Genomic DNA, 16220 nt, shown 5'->3' with positions numbered 1-16220 from the left:
GCGCTCATGCGCATTTTCCCGGCAAGAAAACCCAAAACTCCGCCCTTTGCCTCTATCGCACAGGGGCGAAAAGCGCGTCGCGAAGGCGGCAGTCGCGCACCACGTCGCGCCCGCAGGGGACCGGGTCGAGCGTGCGGGACAGGCAGAGCCGCGCCTCCTGGATGCGCCCCGCGCGGCAGGTGATGGTGAGCATGTCCGCCTCCCAGCCCGGGTTGGCCTTCAAAAACGCCTCTTCGACCACCGAGGCGGGCAGCTTCACCGGGCGCGTGAGCCTGTCGAAGACGTCGGGGAATGCGACCCGGCCGAACGCCTCGCGCGCCAGCGCGAAATAGGCGCGCGCCGAAAGGCCCGAGCAGCGCCCGTGCTTCTTCCATTGATACCAGGCAAGGCCGGACGAGCCCATGATATCGGCCATCTCCCGCGTCATCGCCCGGCTTGGCGGGCGCTCACCGGTCTGGCAATGCTCCGGCCAGCCACGGTGGTATTGCGGCCAGAGCCCGTGCAGCACCCAGCCCGTCCGCGCGCCCGGATCGCATTGCGCCGCGTCCCGCGCATCGCCCTCGAGCGCGCACCATGTCGGCGACCAGCTGAGGCTCAGCACGTAGTAGTCGAACGCGCCCGCCCGGTCGCCGTCCGCGAAAACGGGCGGGGAGATCAGCAGCAACAGGGTAATCAGAACGCGCATATTTCGGTCTTTCAATTTCCGCCGGACCTCACTATACAGCGCCCAAGTTCCCCCACAACGGTAACCCGCCCCGGACCCCCTCCGCGGCCTCCTGGAGACAGGAGACAGGAAAGAACCGTTCGCGCGCAGGATCAAGGAGAGACCGCAATGGCAAAACCGCTCATGGCCAAGGCCACCGCCGTCTGGCTGGTGGACAACACCACGATCAGCTTCAAGCAGATCGCCGATTTCACCGAGATGCACGAGCTCGAAGTGCAGGGCATCGCCGATGGCGACGTCGCCGCCGGCGTCAAGGGGTTCGACCCCGTCGCCAACAACCAGCTCACGCAGGAAGAGATCGACAAGGCCGAGAAGGACCCGCTGCACAAGCTGAAGCTCAAGCACAACCCCGCCGCCGAGGGCGAGGAAAAGCGCCGTGGCCCGCGCTATACGCCGCTGTCCAAACGCCAGGACCGGCCCGCGTCCATCCTGTGGCTGGTCAAGTTCCACCCCGAACTGGCCGACAGCCAGATCTCCAGGCTGGTGGGCACGACCAAGCCGACGATCCAGGCTATTCGCGAGCGCACCCACTGGAACATCGCCAATATCCAGCCGATCGACCCGGTGGCGCTGGGCCTCTGCAAGCAGTCCGAACTCGACGCCGCCGTGCAGAAGGCCGCCGCCAAGAAGGCCCGCGAGGGCGAAGCGATGAGCGACGACGACCGCCGCAAGCTCCTGAGCACCGAGCAAAGCCTGTCAAGCGAGGACGAACACAAGATTCCCACCGCGATCGAGGGGCTCGAGACCTTCAGCTTGAGCGACCCGGAGCCGGAGGAAGAGGAACAGCAGATCGACGCCGACAGCCTGTTCAACCTGCCCGACAGCGACGAGAACGACGACGACGACGACAAGCAAGGCTGAGCGCCGCGCCGGCCGGTTGGTCCGGTCATCCGCCGCGTTGTGCGCGTTGCGCGGATATGCAACGGTCAGCTTGCCTGATCCGGAGCGCGGGCCATGACCCTCACCGTCTTTCTCGCCGTCATCTTCGCCGCGCTCCTGCACGCGGGCTGGAACGCGATGGTCAAGGGCGGCGGGGACAAGCATCTCGCGATGGCGGGGGTGGTGATCGGGCAGGGGCTGTTCGCGATTCCCGTGCTCGCCGTCGCGCCGTCGCCCGACCCGGCGAGCCTTCCGCTCATGGGGGCGGGAATCCTTTTGCATCTCGGCTACCAGCTCTTCCTGCTCGCTGCCTACCGCAGCGGCGATCTGAGCCAGGTCTACCCGCTCGCGCGGGGCAGCGCGCCGCTGATCGTCGCGGCGGTGTCGGTGCTGTTCCTCGGCGTCACGCTCGCGCCGCTCCAGATCGGCGCGGTGGCGCTGATCGGGCTCGGGATCATGTCGATGGCGCTGGCGCGGCGGGCCGACGGGCTGCGCAATCGGGGCGCCGCGCTGCTGGCCCTCACCACGGGCTGTTTCATTGCCTCCTATTCGCTGGTCGACGGGTTGGGCGCGCGGGTGGCGGGCTCCGCGCTCGGCTTCTATGGCTGGCTGACCATCGGCAACATGCTCGGCTTCGTGGCGATCGCCGCGCTCAGGTGGCCCGCGACGCTGCGGCGGGTTCCCCGGCACGGGCTGAAACTGGTGTTCCTCGGGGGCGGGGCGTCCTTTACCGCTTACGCGCTGGTGATCTGGGCCTTCACGCAGGCGCCCATCGCTCTGGTGACGGCGCTGCGCGAAACCTCGATCGTGTTCGCGGTGCTGATCGGCGTCTTCGTGTTGGGCGAGCGGATGAATCTCGCCAAGGTGGTCTCGACCATGCTGACGCTGGCGGGGGTGGTCCTGCTGCGCTACGTGCGCCACGGACCCTGAAGCGCGGGCGTCACAGCGCCTTGCGCGCGTTGAGCGCGGCGGTGATCGTGCCCTCATCGAGATAGTCGAGCTCACCGCCGATCGGCACGCCCTGCGCGAGCGAGGTGAGGCGCACGCGGTCCTCCACCTGGTCGGCGATGTAATGCGCGGTGGTCTGCCCGTCCACGGTGGCGGCCAGCGCGAGGATCACCTCGCCGATCTCCTCTTCCTCGATCCGCGCGACGAGGCGGGGGATGCGCAGTTGCTCGGGGCCGACCTGATCAAGCGCGCTGAGCGTGCCGCCGAGCACGTGGTAGCGCCCCTTGAACACGCCCGCGCGCTCCATCGCCCAGAGGTCGGCCACGTCCTCGACCACGCAGATCTGGCCGTTGCCGCGCTTGGGCGAAAGGCAGATGTCGCAGATCTCGGCGGCGCCGACATTGCCGCAGCGGGCGCATTCGCGCGCCGTGGCGGCGACGGTCTGCATGAGGTCGGCAAGCGGCGTCAGCTTCAGGTCGCGCTTGCGGATCAGGTGAAGGACCGCGCGGCGCGCCGAGCGCGGGCCGAGGCCGGGCAGCCGGGCCATCATGTCGATCAGGGCGTCGATGTCGCGCGTGGAACTCATGGTCGGCCAGTGGGGGCCAGCCCCCACACCCCCGGGATACTTGCGGCAAGAAGAAGCAGGGCGGGGCGGGTCAGAACGGCAGCTTCATGTCCTTGGGCAGGCCCATGCCCTCGGTCAGCTTGCCCATTTCCTCCTGCGCGCGGTCGCTGGCCTTTTGCTGCGCGTCCTTGATCGCGGCGAGGATCAGGTCTTCGACCACTTCCTTGTCGTCGCTCGAAAAGATACTGGGGTCGATGTCGAGGCTCTTCAATTCGCCCTTGCAGGTGGCGACCGCCTTGACCAGCCCCGCGCCGCTTTCGCCGGTGACGGTGAGGTTGTGCATTTCTTCCTGGAGGTCGGCCATCTTGGTCTGCATTTCCTGCGCGGCCTTCATCATCTTGGCCATGTCGCCCATCTGGCCCAGTCCCTTGAACATCATCTCTCTCCGGGTTGTCCGTTGCGTTGGCCTAGAGATACGCGCGGCGGGGTGAGCGTACAAGGGGCGGGCGGCGGCGCGGACGTCAGGTCCGGGGTCCCCGGGTCGTGAGCAGGACCATCGCTGCGCAGAGCGCCATCGCGAGCGCGATGAAAAGCGTGGGCTTGCCGATGCAGCCCCCGGCCATCGCCGCCGCGCGCTGGCCGCCGCTCATGTCGAAGAAGGTGAAGGCCGAGATCAGCGCCGCCCAGCCGAGGCAGGCGACAAGCGCGCCCGCGGCGCTGCGGAAGCGGATCACCAGCGCGGAGGCGAGCAGCAGGATCAGCGCGGCCGGCGTCGTGAAGAGGGTCAGCGCCTCGGCCCAGGCGCCGACCGGCGCGCCGTCCCAGTTCGGTCTGAGGGACTGGCAGGCGGAGAGGGCGGCATCGCTCATCAAGGGGGTCATTCTTCCTCGAACGGGTCCCATTCGTCGGCCACTTCGGGCAGGGCTTCGGCCTCGGCCTCCTGGACGAGGTCGGCGGGCGTGCGGATGTCGAGGATCTTCGCGCCGGGAAAGGCCTGCACCACCGCCTGCACCAGCGGGTGATCCCGCGCCTCCGCCTCGAGCGCGAGGCGTGCGGCGTCGCGCGTCTCGGCGATGGTCCGGGCGTCGCAGTCGTTGACGATCGTCACCGCCCAGCGGTTGCCGGTCCAGCGCCCGAGCGCTGCGCCGAGCCGCTGGGCGAGGTCGCTCGGGGCGTCAGGCGTGGGCGTGAATTCGATCCGGCCGGGCTGGTAGGCGGCAAGGCGCAGGCAGGTTTCGACCTCGACCAGCAGCTTCACGTCGCGGTTGGCGCGGATCAGTTCGACCACCTGGTCGAAGGTCGGATAGCGCGCCAGCGCCTGGTCGGCGGCAACGGCGAGCGTTTGGGCGCCGCTTCCGCCGCTCGGACCGCCGCTGCGCGGGGCCGCGCCCTGCGGGGTGGGCGCCGCCGCCGGGACCGCGCTCTGCCCGCCGCCGCCGCCGGGGCCGGAGGGCGGAGGCGGGGGAGCGTCCTGGAGCTTGCGCAGCAGGTCGTCGGGGGTGGGCAGGTCGGCCACGTGGGTGAGGCGGATCACCGCCATCTCGGCGGCCATCATCGCGTTCGGCGCGTCCGCGACTTCCTCCAGCGCCTTGAGCAGCATCTGCCACATCCGGCTGAGCACGCGCATCGGCAGCGCGTCGGCCATCGCCTGTCCGCGGCTGCGCTCATCGGGGCCGATGGTAGGATCCTCGGCGGCCTCCGGCGTAATCTTGACCACGCTGATCCAGTGGGTGATCTCGGCGAGGTCGCGCAGCACCGCGACGGGGTCCGCCCCGGCGGCGTATTGCGCGCCGAGTTCGTTGAGCGCGCTCGCCGCGTCGCCCTTCATGATGAGATCGAACAGGTCGAGCACGCGCCCCCGGTCCGCCAGCCCCAGCATCGCGCGCACCTGTTCGGCGCCGGTTTCGCCCGCCCCGTGGCTGATCGCCTGATCGAGCAGCGAGGTCGCGTCGCGGGCCGATCCTTCCGCCGCGCGGGTGATGAGCGCGAGCGCGTCGTCGGCGATCGCTGCGCCTTCGGCATCCGCGATCCGGCGCAGCAGCGCGATCATCTCCTCGGGCTCGATGCGGCGCAGGTCGAACCGCTGGCAGCGCGACAGGACCGTCACCGGCACCTTGCGGATCTCGGTCGTGGCGAAGATGAACTTAACATGCGCCGGCGGTTCCTCGAGCGTTTTCAGCAGGCCGTTGAAGGCCTGCGTGCTGAGCATGTGCACCTCGTCGATGATGTAGATCTTGTAGCGCGCGGACGCGGCGCGATAGGCGACCGATTCGATGATCTCGCGGATGTCGTTGATGCCGGTGCGGCTCGCCGCGTCCATTTCCAGAACATCGACATGGCGCCCCTCCATGATCGCGACGCAGTGCTCGCACTCGCCGCACGGCTCGGTCGTGGGGCCGCCATTGCCGTCGGGGCCGATGCAGTTCATGCCCTTGGCGATGATCCGCGCGGTCGTCGTCTTGCCGGTGCCGCGGATGCCGGTCATGATGAAGGCCTGCGCGATGCGGTCCGCCTTGAAGGCGTTTTTCAGCGTGCGCACCATCGCGTCCTGCCCGACGAGGTCGGCGAAGGTTTCGGGCCGGTACTTGCGGGCCAGAACGCGGTAGCCGGAGGGGGAGGTGTCGGTCATGCACGCCTGCTTTCGGTGAATCGGACGGGGCCGGGTTGCGGGCAGATTAGGCGCGCGGCGGGGCGAGGTCCACCATCGCCGGGTTCAGAGCGCCCAGAGAATACCGCCGGTGGCCAACGTCGCTAGCGTCAGCCCGGCCGAAAGCCGGCGGAAATGCCGCGCCGGCACGGGTTCGGCGGCGCGGCTCGACAGACGTTCATGGGTGGCGTGGGCCTGGCGTTGGGCGATCCAGTAGATGGCGATGGCGATGGCCAGGAACAGCGAGGCCGCCAGCTTGGCCGCCCAGGTCGGATCGAAATCGCCGAACACCGCCTTGAGCGCGACCGCCACGCCGACCGCTCCGAGCCCGAGCCCCATCCACGAATTGAACGTGCGCTCGTTCGCCATGATCGTGCGATCCTCGGCCCAGTCGGTCCGGTCCTCGGCGTATTCGGTGCGCTTTTCGCTGCTCATTGGATGAGCTTACCGCGCCTTCCGGACGATGGCGAGTGGCGCGCGACATGGCGAACGCGACCCGACGCGGGAACCGGAGGGGCCGGAAAAACCTTTCTTCACCGCGGGGCGGGCCGATATAGTCGCCCGGACACGCGAAGGGGAGACGCGGACATGCGATTACGGGGCAGGCGCGGCAGCCGGAACATCGAGGACCGTCGGGGCCGGGGCGGCGGGGGCGCGGCCGGCGGGCTCGGCGTCGCGGGGGTGCTGGCGGTGCTCGCCATCGGCTACTTTACCGGCATCGACGTCACACCGCTGTTGCAGGGGCAGGACCCGTTCGCGCAGGGCGGCGAAACGCGCGCGCCCACCCCCGAGGAAGAGGAGGCGGCGCAATTCGCATCCCGCGTGCTCGCCACCACCGAGGAGGCCTGGGCGCAGATCTTTCCCGACCAGCTTGGCCTGGAATACGACCCGCCGGTGCTGGTCCTCTTCTCGGGCAGGACGCAAAGCCCCTGCGGCGGCGCCTCCGGCGCGACCGGGCCGTTCTACTGCCCCGCCGACGGCAAGGCCTATCTCGACACCGCATTCTTCGCCACCCTGTCGCGGCAGCTGGGCGCCAAGGGTGATTTCGCCGCCGCCTACGTGATCGCCCACGAGGTCGCGCATCACGTCCAGGACGAACTTGGCATCCTGCCCGAGGTCAACGCGCGCCGCCAGGCGGCGGGCGAGAGGCAGGCCAACGCGCTGACCGTGCGGCTTGAGCTGCAGGCGGATTGCCTCTCGGGCGTCTGGGCCAGCCATGTCGAGAGCCTGCTCGACCCCGGCGACATCGACGAGGCGCTGAACGCCGCGCGCCGGATCGGCGACGACTACCTGCAAAAGCGGGCGGGGCGCACGCCGCAGCCGCATACCTTCACCCACGGCACGTCCGAACAACGCTCGCGCTGGTTCGCGACCGGCTACCGCTCGGGCGCGGTGCGCGATTGCGACACCTTCGCCGCGACCCGGCTCTGAGGCGGGCGTGGGCGCCTTTGTCATCCATGCGCTGCCGGTGGGCGCCGGCATCCTCGCCATTGCGCCGCTGCCGGGGCGCTCGGGCGACTACGCCGCCGACCTTGCGCACCTGAAGGACTGGCGCCCCTCGCTGGTCCTGACGTTGACCACGCCCGGGGAAATGGCCGAAGCGGGCGTGCCCGAGCTCGGGCATGACATCGGGGCGATGGGGTCGCGCTGGGCGCATCTGCCGGTCGCCGATCTCGCCGCGCCGGACGCGGCGCAGCACGGGTCCTGGCGTGAGGCGAGCCGCGCGGCGCTGGCGGCGCTCGCCGGGGGCGGGCGGGTGCTGATCCATTGCCTGGGCGGGTGTGGGCGGTCGGGCATGGCCGCGCTGCGCCTGATGATCGAAGCGGGCGAGGCCCCCGACGCGGCGCTGGCCCGGCTGCGCGCGATCCGGCCCTGCGCGGTGGAGACGCAAGCGCAGGCGCGCTGGGCCGGAGCGGTGGATTGGAGCGCGCCGGAGGGCGGGTAGGGGAGCTACGCCACCGGGGCGCAGCGCCGCGCGATGGCCAGACCGCGGGCTGGCGATGCGACAGGTGTTCGGGGCGCTTTATGGCCGCCAAATCCGTAGGACCTCAAAGGGAAGGGCCTGCAGCAGCCAATCGCCAGCCCGGGTGGCGGTCGGGCGATCGCGCGGCGGCGCGCATGGCGCGCCTTGATTCCGCGCGGGGTGAGTACGATATTGTCGTGCGTGAGTGCCGTGGGCGAGTGTTCCCCACCTTACGCTTGCGTAGATTTGGCTGTTATCAGCGAACTAATTTGGAAACGTATCATCGCCTAATTCAACACCTTCGGTCTCTGCAATGAGTCGTACATAACTCCTTAGCATTGGATCGTGGAATTGATACCAGCCAGATTTTCCCTTCTTGAGGTATCCCCGTCTATGAAGGCTGTTTAATGCGTTTCTGAGATCTTGCGCATTGTTTTTTTTGGTGTCGTACCCTTCTCGATCAGAACGCGACTGCATAATCATCTGGTAATCGTCCACAATATCCTTGAATTGCCTGTTTAGGTGTTTGCTGTTGGCAACTGCAAACAATACTTCGGTATATCTATCAGTACCTTTCCGCACTGCGTTCTCATAAGCAGTGCGGAGTCGCGTAGCGGCCTGAGTGGCAGATCTATTTAAACCGCTCCTAAATAGATCGGTTGTTACATCGCGTTCAGAAAACTTATTCTCAAATGCTTCCATTAGGGTGTTCTTGAGAACTAGGTGTGCGAAATGAGGATACCCAGCCGAAATTTGTCCGATGCGAATTTGTTGGCCGCGATGAAATTCGATGTGAAACTCTTGCTCGGTATCTCGTATAAGATTCCAAATCGAATCATGAGATAGCGGCTGTAATTCGACGCCGAAGATGTAACGGTCAACAGACTCGTGAGCTGAAAGAAGGTGTCCAAGATCATCGGTCACCCCACAAAAACAGAACTTGGCGCGAGATGATATTACTGACAATTGTTTTAGAAGGTCTGAAATGCTTTGGAAAGTCTCTTCGTCATCCAATCGGTCAAACTCATCAACAATGATGATAGGTGTCTTCTCACCATATCGTGAAAGTGAAAATGTTGAATCTATTAAAGTTGCGGCTTGATTTATCGAAACGTCCTGCTGGTTAGATTCAATTCCGGCCAGTTCAGTGGAAACTTCTATACCAAAGGTTTTTAAAGATGCCCTCAGAGAGCTGTCTTTAAAAATCGGCGAATGCCTATAAACCGCGTTAGAAATTACATCATCTATGAGTTCGCGAAAGTTGGTATTCTTCCCGCAGGCGACGGTAGAGGCGAGTACTACCTCGTTATTGAACGCTTCGCACGCGGTATGTCCCAGAGACGTCTTTCCGATGCCTCTTGGGCCCCAAATGAATGGATGTGTTCCACTGGTTTCGAACGCATCTAACATCTCTTGAATAGACGATTCGCGCCCATACAATTGCGTAGGTAATTCGATGTGGCGCGAGGGATGGAGGCTATAATCCAACCTTGCGCGAAATTCCTTGCGTTCCTGATCGTGAAAATTGTTCCTCATTTTTTTAATCAAACATCCAACTCCTCCACGAACCGCGCGTTCTCCTGGATATACTGAAACCGCAGTTCCGGCTTCTTGCCCATCAGCCGCTCGACCAGATCGCCGGTCTCGCCCGGTTCGTCCTCGTCGATCGTCACCCGGATCAGCTTGCGCGAACTCGGGTCCATCGTGGTTTCCTTCAGATCCTTGGCGTCCATCTCGCCCAGGCCCTTGAAGCGGGAAACGTCGATCTTGCCCTTGCCGCCAAGACCACGCTCGAGCCACGCGTCACGCTCGGCCTCGTCCACGCAATAGACCCGTTTCGCCCCCTGGCTCAGACGATAGAGCGGCGGGCAGGCGAGGTAGAGATGCCCCTTGTCGATCATGTCGCGCATCTGCGTGAAGAAGAACGTCATCAGCAACGACGCGATATGCGCGCCGTCCACGTCCGCGTCGGTCATGATGATGATCTTGTCATAGCGCAGATCGTCGATGTTGAACTTCGTCCCCAGCCCCACGCCAAGCGCCTGCGTCAGATCGTTTATCTCCGCGTTGCTGCCCAGTTTCGAGCTGGCCGCGCCCAGAACGTTCAGGATCTTGCCGCGCAGCGGCAGCAGCGCCTGGTTGGTGCGGTTGCGCGCCATCTTGGCCGAGCCGCCCGCGCTGTCGCCTTCGACGATGAACAATTCCGTGCCGTCGCGGCTGTTCGATGAGCAATCGACCAGCTTGCCGGGCAGGCGCAGCTTCTTGGTCGCGGTCTTGCGCTGGGTTTCCTTTTCCTGCCGGCGGCGCAGCCGTTCCTCGGCCCGGAGCACGAGGAAATCGAGGATCGCGCCCGCGGATTTCGTATCCGCCGCCAGCCAGTTGTCGAAATGGTCGCGCACCGAATTCTCGACCATGCGCTGCGCCTCGACCGTGGCGAGCCGGTCCTTGGTCTGGCCGACGAATTCCGGATCGCGGATGAAGCAGGAGACGAGCGCCCCCGCCCCGGTGATCAGGTCTTCGCGCGTGATCGTTCCGGCCTTCTTGTTGCCCGCCAGTTCGCCGTAGGCCTTGATCCCCTTGAGGATCGCGGCCCAGAAGCCGGCCTCATGCGTGCCGCCCTCGGGGGTGGGCACGGTGTTGCAGTAGGACTGGATGAACCCGTCGCGCGCGGGCGTCCAGTTGATCGCCCACTCGACCTTGCCCGGGGCGTTGAACTTGCCGAACGACACGCTTCCCGCGAAGGGTGCGTCGGCATAGGTCGTGGCGCCTGCGAAGGTTTCCGACAGGTAATCGGCGAGGCCGCCGGGGAAGTGGAACGTCGCCTCTTGCGGCGTCTCGCCGTCGCTGATCGCGCTTTTCCAGCGGATCTCGACGCCCGAGAACAGATACGCCTTGGAGCGCGCCATCTTGAACAGCCGCGCAGGTTTGAGATGGAGCGAGCCGAAGATTTCGGGGTCCGGGTGGAAGGTGACGCTGGTGCCTCGCCGGTTGGGCGCGGCGCCGACCTTCGCCAGCTTGCCCTGCGGCAACCCGCGCGAGAACTCCATCGCGAACAGCTCCTTGTTGCGCGCCACCTCGACCCGCAGGTGATCGGAGAGCGCGTTCACCACGGAACTTCCGACCCCGTGCAGCCCGCCCGACGTCTCGTAATTGTCGCCGGAAAACTTGCCGCCCGCGTTGAGCGTGCAGAAGATGATCTCGAGCGCTGACTTGCTCGGGTCCTTGGGGTGCGGCCCGGTGGGGATGCCGCGCCCGTTGTCACGCACGCTGACATGGCCGTTTTCGTGCAGCTCGACCTCGATCCATGTGGCGTGACCCGCCACCGCCTCATCCATCGAGTTGTCGACGATCTCGGCCACCATGTGATGCAGCGCGCGGTCATCCTTGCCGCCGATATACATGCCGGGGCGCAGGCGGACATGCTCCATGTCCTCGAGCACCTGGATGGAGGAGGCATCGTAATCGCCCGCGTCCGGACGGGCCGACAGAAGATCGTTCATGTGGCTGCTCATTCTCGTTGGTTTGCGCGATTATGGCAGAGCCGCGCGTTTGGGGAAAGTGGATGCGTGCCCGTTCAGCGCGCAAATTCCCTCAATCTTGTGGATAGATCGGCCTCGTCCACCAGTCCTTGGGCGTAAAATTTCAACCGTTCGAAAGCACGCGCGCGCAGCCATAGAGCGCGGCGGCGTCATCCGTGATCAGCGACAGGGGAATGTCCTCCAGGATCGCCCGGTACGGCCCCTTGTCAGTGAAAGCGCGCGCGAAATCGGGCGTCGCGATAAAGGGCGCGAGCGCGCGGGCGAGGCCGCCGATCAGGTAGATGCCCCCCCTCGGCAGATGCGCCAGCGCCATGTCGCCCGCGACCGTCCCGAGGATGCGAAGGTAATGCCGCAGGGCGGCCGCCTCGGGCCCGCCGTCCGCGCAGCCGATCACCTCCGCGGAGCGGCCCGCGTCCGATCCGCACCAGCGCGCGATCCGCAACAACCCCTCGCCGCAGAGCGCCGCCTCGACCGGCAGATGCGCGCCATGCCAGCCAAGCGCCGCAACAAGGCCGGCGGGCAGGTCCAGCAGCGGCAGGCGGGTGTGCCCCGCCTCTGAGGGCGGCACGAAGAGGCGCCCCTTGACCCGGTGCGCCACGGCGATGTTGCATCCGGTCCCGAGGCCCAGCGCCAGTCGCGCGCCCGCCGGATCGGGCCGGCCCGGGATCAGGCGGCGCAGCGCGCCGGGCGGCAGATCGTCAAGCGCGTGGGCCTGCGCCTGAAGGTCGTTGATCAACCGGACCCGCGCCGCGCCGGTCGCGGCGCCCAGCGCCCTTGCGTCGATATGCCAGTCGCGATTGGTCAGTTGCGCCGCGTCCCCGCGCACCGGCCCCGCGACGCCGGCGCAGATCGCCTCCGGCGGGCCGGCGCCGATGTCGGACAGGTAGGCGAGGACCAGCGCGGTGAACCCGTCATGCTCCGCGTTTCGCGCAATTCGCACGCTCCCCTGCTGCACCACGCCGGCGCGCGCCAGCCCGATGCGCGTGTTGCTGGCCCCGACATCGGCAAGCAGCCAGAACTCAGACATCGTTCCGCCTCCGCGAATTTGAAACGGTATTCAGGCGGCGGCATCTACGCCTTCCCTGGCTGGCATGCGGGCGCGGCAACATACGGCTTCAGCCCGACGAGAGCATGGCGAAGCGGATCAGAGAGGTGGCCAGCACCAGCGCGGTCAGGATCAGCAGCAGTCTGCGGTCGCGCGCATGTTCGGGCGCGCAGGCGAAGGCGGCAAATTGCGCCAATTGTTCCGGCAGGCTCGGCCAGGCGCCGCCGTGCGCCGCGGCCGCTTCCCGCGCCGCCTGCGACAGTGCGAAGAGGCAGCGGAACATCTGGAACGCCCAAAGCGCGAAGATCGCGCCGGAAACGGCGATCCACAGGATCATCGACGGGCTCATGGCGGGCCTCCGGCGGCAGGGTGCCGCGGAGATCCTAGCCGGAGAAGGCGCGCCCCGCAATATCCGCCCGCGCCGCGCGCGTCCCGACGCATTCGGGCGCTGCGCGGTCGCCTTCGGGCAGACCGGGCGGCGCATGGCCTTTACATTCGGGGTCGATCCGGGGACAGGTTGGGATCATGAGCGAACACCTGAAAGGCATTGCGATCACGGCGCTGGGCGTCCTCTTCGTGGTGCCGGATTCGCTCTTCGTGCGCCTGATCGACGCCGAGCCCTTCGCCATCGCCTTTTGGCGCGCGCTGACCGCCGGAGGCCTGATCGCCGCCGGCGTGCTGATGCTCCGGGGCGCGTCCGGGTTTGGCGCGGTTCTGCGGACCGGGCGCGCGGGGGCGATCTACACGTTCCTCATCGGGCTGAGCGCGCCGGGCTTCGTCGTCGCCGTCAGCCTGACCAGCGTCGCCAACGTGGTGTTCATCTTCGCCTCCATTCCCGTCTTCGCCGCGATCTTCAGCCGCCTGTTCCTGGGCGAGGCGATCAGCGGACGCATGATCCTGACGATGCTGGCGGTGGGGGCCGGCCTTGGCGTGATCGCCTATGGCAGCCACGGGAACGAGGTCGCGTCGTGGCAGGGCGATCTCGTGGCGCTGATGGTGTCGATCTGTTTCGCCGGCGCGCTTACCGCGGTGCGCCGGGTGCGCGCGACCTCGATGATCCCGGCGATCCCGATCGGCTACCTGCTTGCAGCCTGCCTCATGTTCATCGTGTCCGATCCCTTCGCGGCGTGGTCGTCGCAATGGCCGTTGCTACTCGCGCATGGCGGGTTCATCGCCATATCGACCAGCCTGCTGACGCTGGGGCCACGGTTCATCAGCTCGCCCGAGGTGTCCTTGCTGATCCTGCTCGAATCGGTGCTGGCGCCGTTGCTCGTCTGGGCGATCGTGGGCGAGGACCCCGGCCCCTGGGCGCTGAGCGGCGGGGCGTTGGTGATCGGCGCGCTGCTGGTGTCGAACCTGGTGGCGATGCGCGCCCACGACCGCAGGAGGACGGTTTCATGAACGGTGACGCAGAAGATACCGGCGACCAGGGCGGAACCGCCCCCTGTTTCGCCCATGAACTGACCGCCGGTTTCGCGGTCGACAGCCAGACCCGGCGCGACGTGGCCCGCTTCCGCAAGGCCGAGCGCGCGCGGCTCTACCAGCTGCGCAAGGACATGACCCGGGACGAGCTGCGCACCCAGGCGGCGCGGATCGCCGATGCGCTGGATGCGCTGCTGGGCGATGTCGCGGGGCGCACGATCGCCGGCTACTGGCCGATCCGCGGTGAGCTGGACATGCGGCCCTGGATGACGCGCTGCGCGGAGGCGGGGGCGCGCATCGGCCTGCCCGTGGTGCTCCAAAAGGCCGCGCCGGTCGAGTTTCACGCATGGGCGCCACGCGCGAAGATGGAGCGCGGCGTGTGGAACATTCCCGTGCCCCAGTCCAGACAGCCGGTGACGCCCGATGTCGTGATCGTGCCGCTTCTGGGGGTCGATGACGAATGTTACCGCCTCGGCAATGGCGGCGGTTACTATGACCGGACGCTTGCCGCGTTCGACCCGGCGCCGCAGATCGTCGGGATCGGCCATGATTTCTGCGCGTTGCCGACGATCTTCCCGCAACCCTGGGACATTCCGATGGACGTCGTTTTGCTGGGCGACGGCAGCACGCGGCGGCGCGGCTGATTTTCCGACCTCAGAAATCGACCTCGACGCCGGGCAGCTTCAGCGCCTTGACGAGATCGCGCAACTCCTGCCGTGCGGCCACGTTCGAGATGTTGAGCTTCTGCACACCGACATCCTTGAGGTCGAGCAGCGTCAAACCGCGCGGGAACAGCTCGCGGAAGATCACCCGCTCGTTGAAGCCGGGCGCCGTGCGAAAGCCGATCCGCCGCGCGAGGTTCTCGAGCGCCTCGCCCATCTTCTGCTTGTTCACCATCTGCTGAGCGCCCATGCGGTTGCGCAGCACGATCCAGTCGATCGGCGGCAGCCCGGCCTGCGCGCGCAGCTGCCGCGCGTTCCAGACCATCTCGGAATAGACCGAGGGGCGCAGGATCTTGCGCCCGTCCGAGTCGATCTGCGCGAGCAGGTCGAAATCGACGAAACTGTCGTTGAGCGGCGTCACCAGCGTATCCGCCAGGCTATGCGCCACCTGGCTCAGCCGCGTGTGCGAGCCGGGGCAGTCGATGACGATGAAATCGCTGTCCGGCTCAAGCTGCGCGACCGCCTCGGACAGCCTGCGGTCATAGACGTTTTCGCCCGGTTTCAGCGCTGACTGGTGGACTTCGGGCAGATCATGATAATAGGCCGACGGCAGGTCGAGGCCGGATTTCTTCATGAACGTCCTGCGGTTGTCCGCGTAACGCCCGAACGTCTTCTGCCGCAGGTCGAGGTCGAGCGCGCTGGTCTGATGTCCCATCCGCGCAAGCGCGGTGGCGACATGCATCGACACGGTCGATTTGCCCGCGCCGCCCTTCTCGTTTCCGACGACGATGATATGCGCCATGCCCAAGTCCCTTGCCCTCGTCCTCGCAGCGGGACGTTTGGCGCACATTATCCCGCGCTTCGCAAATAGGAAAGAGCCGGGGCGCGCTCATTCCGCCTCTGGTGGATAGAGGACGCGGCCATCGTCCGTGGCGCGCGCGCCGGGGGTCATCCGGGCGGGTTCGCTGCGCCCCTCGGCCATGAGATTCTCGACCTCATGCCCCCGCGCGAGAAGATAATCGGTCACGATCCGCCGGTGACAGCGCCACCACACCGCCTCGGCGCACATGAGGCAGGGCGTCGCCCTTTCACCAAGCGCGATCAGCCGGTCGAGCGCGTCGCCGAACGGCTCGGACAGCGCGTAGTCGGCATAGTTGTGAAAGCTGCGGACGCGCCACATGGCGTTGAGGTCTTCGCTCACTTCGGGCTGCTTGTTGCGCCTGCCGCCGAGATCGGGGAAATGCGCGTATCCGATCTGGTAGGGGGCCAGCGTCTCGGGCAGCGCGTCGATGTTGAAGGCCGGGTTGCTGCGCGAGCGCGGGAAGCTGCGCACATCGGCCAGCACGCCGACCCCGGCATCGCGCAGCATCTGCACAAACGGGGCGCGGTTGGAATGCCCGATCGTGGCGAAGCGCGCCATCAGTCGACCTTGGTCAGCGCGTCTTCCTTGTGGGCCGCGATGTGATCGGTCTTGTCGCTTTCGATTTCGTATTGCGGCTCGTCCTTCGACGCGCGACGGGTTTGCCCCTTGTAGTCGAAATCCTGTTCGTGAACCTTGATGATCTTGCCGCTCACGCGGCCCGCTTCGGAATTCCAGCCGACGTGATCGCCTTTTGAGAACTTGGCCATGATGATGCCCTCCTTTCAGGGAACAACGCCCCAAGCGGGGCCGCGTTCCAACGATGTGGAAACTGCCCGACCGTTTCGGGTTCCAGCTCGGCGCGCCCGACATGCGCGGGGGCGGCGGTGTGTCGGACCGGATGATCGAGAACGTATCAGTCGCCCAACCCGGGTGGCGGCGATTGGAACGCGACCTGTAAGCCTTG

20 protein-coding genes are annotated in these 16220 nt (G+C 66.5%); 7 read left to right on the top strand and 13 right to left on the bottom strand.

What is annotated here, in order from left to right; all coding sequences use genetic code 11:
* Positions 1 to 52 precede the first annotated feature (52 nt).
* Complete coding sequence (locus D6850_RS12580) at positions 53 to 685, bottom strand: ribonuclease T2 family protein (RefSeq protein ID WP_121167438.1); 633 nt, start codon at positions 683 to 685, stop codon at positions 53 to 55.
* 147 nt (positions 686 to 832) lie between these two features.
* Here D6850_RS12580 and D6850_RS12575 point away from each other — a divergent pair, with 147 nt between their 5' ends.
* Positions 833 to 1585, top strand: coding sequence for a DUF1013 domain-containing protein (locus tag D6850_RS12575; protein ID WP_121167436.1), 753 nt, complete (start codon positions 833 to 835; stop codon positions 1583 to 1585).
* A gap of 93 nt (positions 1586 to 1678) precedes the next feature.
* Entirely contained in the window at positions 1679 to 2533 is an 855-nt protein-coding gene (locus D6850_RS12570) for an EamA family transporter (RefSeq protein ID WP_121167434.1), read from the top strand.
* Between the two features lie 10 nt (positions 2534 to 2543).
* Here the strand turns inward: D6850_RS12570 and recR are convergent, their stop codons facing one another.
* The 5 genes from recR to D6850_RS12545 all read right to left on the bottom strand — a co-directional run bounded on the left by recR (position 2544) and on the right by D6850_RS12545 (position 6198).
* Entirely contained in the window at positions 2544 to 3137 is a 594-nt protein-coding gene (gene recR, locus D6850_RS12565) for a recombination mediator RecR (protein ID WP_121167432.1), read from the bottom strand.
* Positions 3138 to 3207: 70 nt separating this feature from the next.
* Complete coding sequence (locus D6850_RS12560) at positions 3208 to 3552, bottom strand: YbaB/EbfC family nucleoid-associated protein (protein ID WP_121167865.1); 345 nt, start codon at positions 3550 to 3552, stop codon at positions 3208 to 3210.
* Positions 3553 to 3637: 85 nt separating this feature from the next.
* Positions 3638 to 3985, bottom strand: coding sequence for a hypothetical protein (locus D6850_RS12555; protein WP_147438902.1), 348 nt, complete (start codon positions 3983 to 3985; stop codon positions 3638 to 3640).
* A gap of 8 nt (positions 3986 to 3993) precedes the next feature.
* On the bottom strand, positions 3994 to 5745 hold the full coding sequence (locus D6850_RS12550) for a DNA polymerase III subunit gamma/tau (RefSeq protein WP_121167428.1): 1752 nt from the start codon (positions 5743 to 5745) through the stop codon (positions 3994 to 3996).
* A gap of 84 nt (positions 5746 to 5829) precedes the next feature.
* Positions 5830 to 6198 (bottom strand): DUF202 domain-containing protein, encoded by a 369-nt coding sequence (locus D6850_RS12545; RefSeq protein WP_121167426.1) that lies wholly within the window; start codon positions 6196 to 6198, stop codon positions 5830 to 5832.
* A gap of 153 nt (positions 6199 to 6351) precedes the next feature.
* On the opposite strand from D6850_RS12545, the gene ypfJ reads away from it, so the two are divergent.
* Positions 6352 to 7194, top strand: coding sequence for a KPN_02809 family neutral zinc metallopeptidase (gene ypfJ, locus D6850_RS12540; RefSeq protein ID WP_121167424.1), 843 nt, complete (start codon positions 6352 to 6354; stop codon positions 7192 to 7194).
* Positions 7195 to 7201: 7 nt separating this feature from the next.
* On the top strand, positions 7202 to 7708 hold the full coding sequence (locus tag D6850_RS12535; protein ID WP_121167422.1) for a phosphatase domain-containing protein: 507 nt from the start codon (positions 7202 to 7204) through the stop codon (positions 7706 to 7708).
* Positions 7709 to 7990: 282 nt separating this feature from the next.
* On the opposite strand, the gene D6850_RS12530 is transcribed toward D6850_RS12535, so the two are convergent.
* The 4 genes from D6850_RS12530 to D6850_RS12515 all read right to left on the bottom strand — a co-directional run bounded on the left by D6850_RS12530 (position 7991) and on the right by D6850_RS12515 (position 12659).
* Positions 7991 to 9262 carry an ATP-binding protein gene (locus D6850_RS12530; RefSeq protein ID WP_147438901.1) on the bottom strand — a complete coding sequence of 424 codons (1272 nt, stop codon included), beginning with the start codon at positions 9260 to 9262 and terminating at the stop codon, positions 7991 to 7993.
* A gap of 8 nt (positions 9263 to 9270) precedes the next feature.
* Positions 9271 to 11226 (bottom strand): DNA gyrase/topoisomerase IV subunit B, encoded by a 1956-nt coding sequence (locus tag D6850_RS12525; RefSeq protein ID WP_121167418.1) that lies wholly within the window; start codon positions 11224 to 11226, stop codon positions 9271 to 9273.
* A gap of 142 nt (positions 11227 to 11368) precedes the next feature.
* Positions 11369 to 12292, bottom strand: a complete 924-nt coding sequence (locus D6850_RS12520) for a glucokinase (RefSeq protein ID WP_121167416.1) — start codon at positions 12290 to 12292, stop codon at positions 11369 to 11371.
* 88 nt (positions 12293 to 12380) lie between these two features.
* Positions 12381 to 12659 (bottom strand): hypothetical protein, encoded by a 279-nt coding sequence (locus D6850_RS12515; protein WP_121167414.1) that lies wholly within the window; start codon positions 12657 to 12659, stop codon positions 12381 to 12383.
* 176 nt (positions 12660 to 12835) lie between these two features.
* Between D6850_RS12515 and D6850_RS12510 the strand changes: the two genes are divergently transcribed.
* Both D6850_RS12510 and D6850_RS12505 read left to right on the top strand, forming a co-directional pair.
* Complete coding sequence (locus D6850_RS12510; protein WP_121167412.1) at positions 12836 to 13711, top strand: DMT family transporter; 876 nt, start codon at positions 12836 to 12838, stop codon at positions 13709 to 13711.
* A complete protein-coding gene (locus D6850_RS12505; protein WP_121167410.1) occupies positions 13708 to 14376 on the top strand; it encodes a 5-formyltetrahydrofolate cyclo-ligase in 669 nt (222 codons plus the stop codon). The genes D6850_RS12510 and D6850_RS12505 overlap by 4 nt, the downstream gene beginning before the upstream one ends.
* Before the next feature lie 10 nt (positions 14377 to 14386).
* On the opposite strand, the gene D6850_RS12500 is transcribed toward D6850_RS12505, so the two are convergent.
* From D6850_RS12500 to D6850_RS12490, 3 genes are all read right to left on the bottom strand, one after another.
* Positions 14387 to 15196 carry a division plane positioning ATPase MipZ gene (locus tag D6850_RS12500; RefSeq protein WP_121167408.1) on the bottom strand — a complete coding sequence of 270 codons (810 nt, stop codon included), beginning with the start codon at positions 15194 to 15196 and terminating at the stop codon, positions 14387 to 14389.
* Between the two features lie 87 nt (positions 15197 to 15283).
* Positions 15284 to 15814: a DUF488 domain-containing protein gene (locus D6850_RS12495; protein ID WP_342769538.1), complete on the bottom strand. Its 531-nt coding sequence runs from the start codon at positions 15812 to 15814 to the stop codon at positions 15284 to 15286.
* Complete coding sequence (locus tag D6850_RS12490) at positions 15814 to 16023, bottom strand: hypervirulence associated TUDOR domain-containing protein (protein WP_121167406.1); 210 nt, start codon at positions 16021 to 16023, stop codon at positions 15814 to 15816. The genes D6850_RS12495 and D6850_RS12490 overlap by 1 nt, the downstream gene beginning before the upstream one ends.
* 53 nt (positions 16024 to 16076) lie before the next feature.
* Between D6850_RS12490 and D6850_RS19520 the strand changes: the two genes are divergently transcribed.
* The gene (locus D6850_RS19520; protein ID WP_166434052.1) at positions 16077 to 16214 is read left to right on the top strand and encodes a hypothetical protein; all 138 of its coding nucleotides are present in this window, start codon (positions 16077 to 16079) and stop codon (positions 16212 to 16214) included.
* Positions 16215 to 16220: the final 6 nt, after the last annotated feature.

This window comes from Roseovarius spongiae (assembly GCF_003651245.1).
Taxonomy (GTDB): domain Bacteria; phylum Pseudomonadota; class Alphaproteobacteria; order Rhodobacterales; family Rhodobacteraceae; genus Roseovarius; species Roseovarius spongiae.
This window is presented reverse-complemented; position numbering and strand designations above follow the sequence as displayed.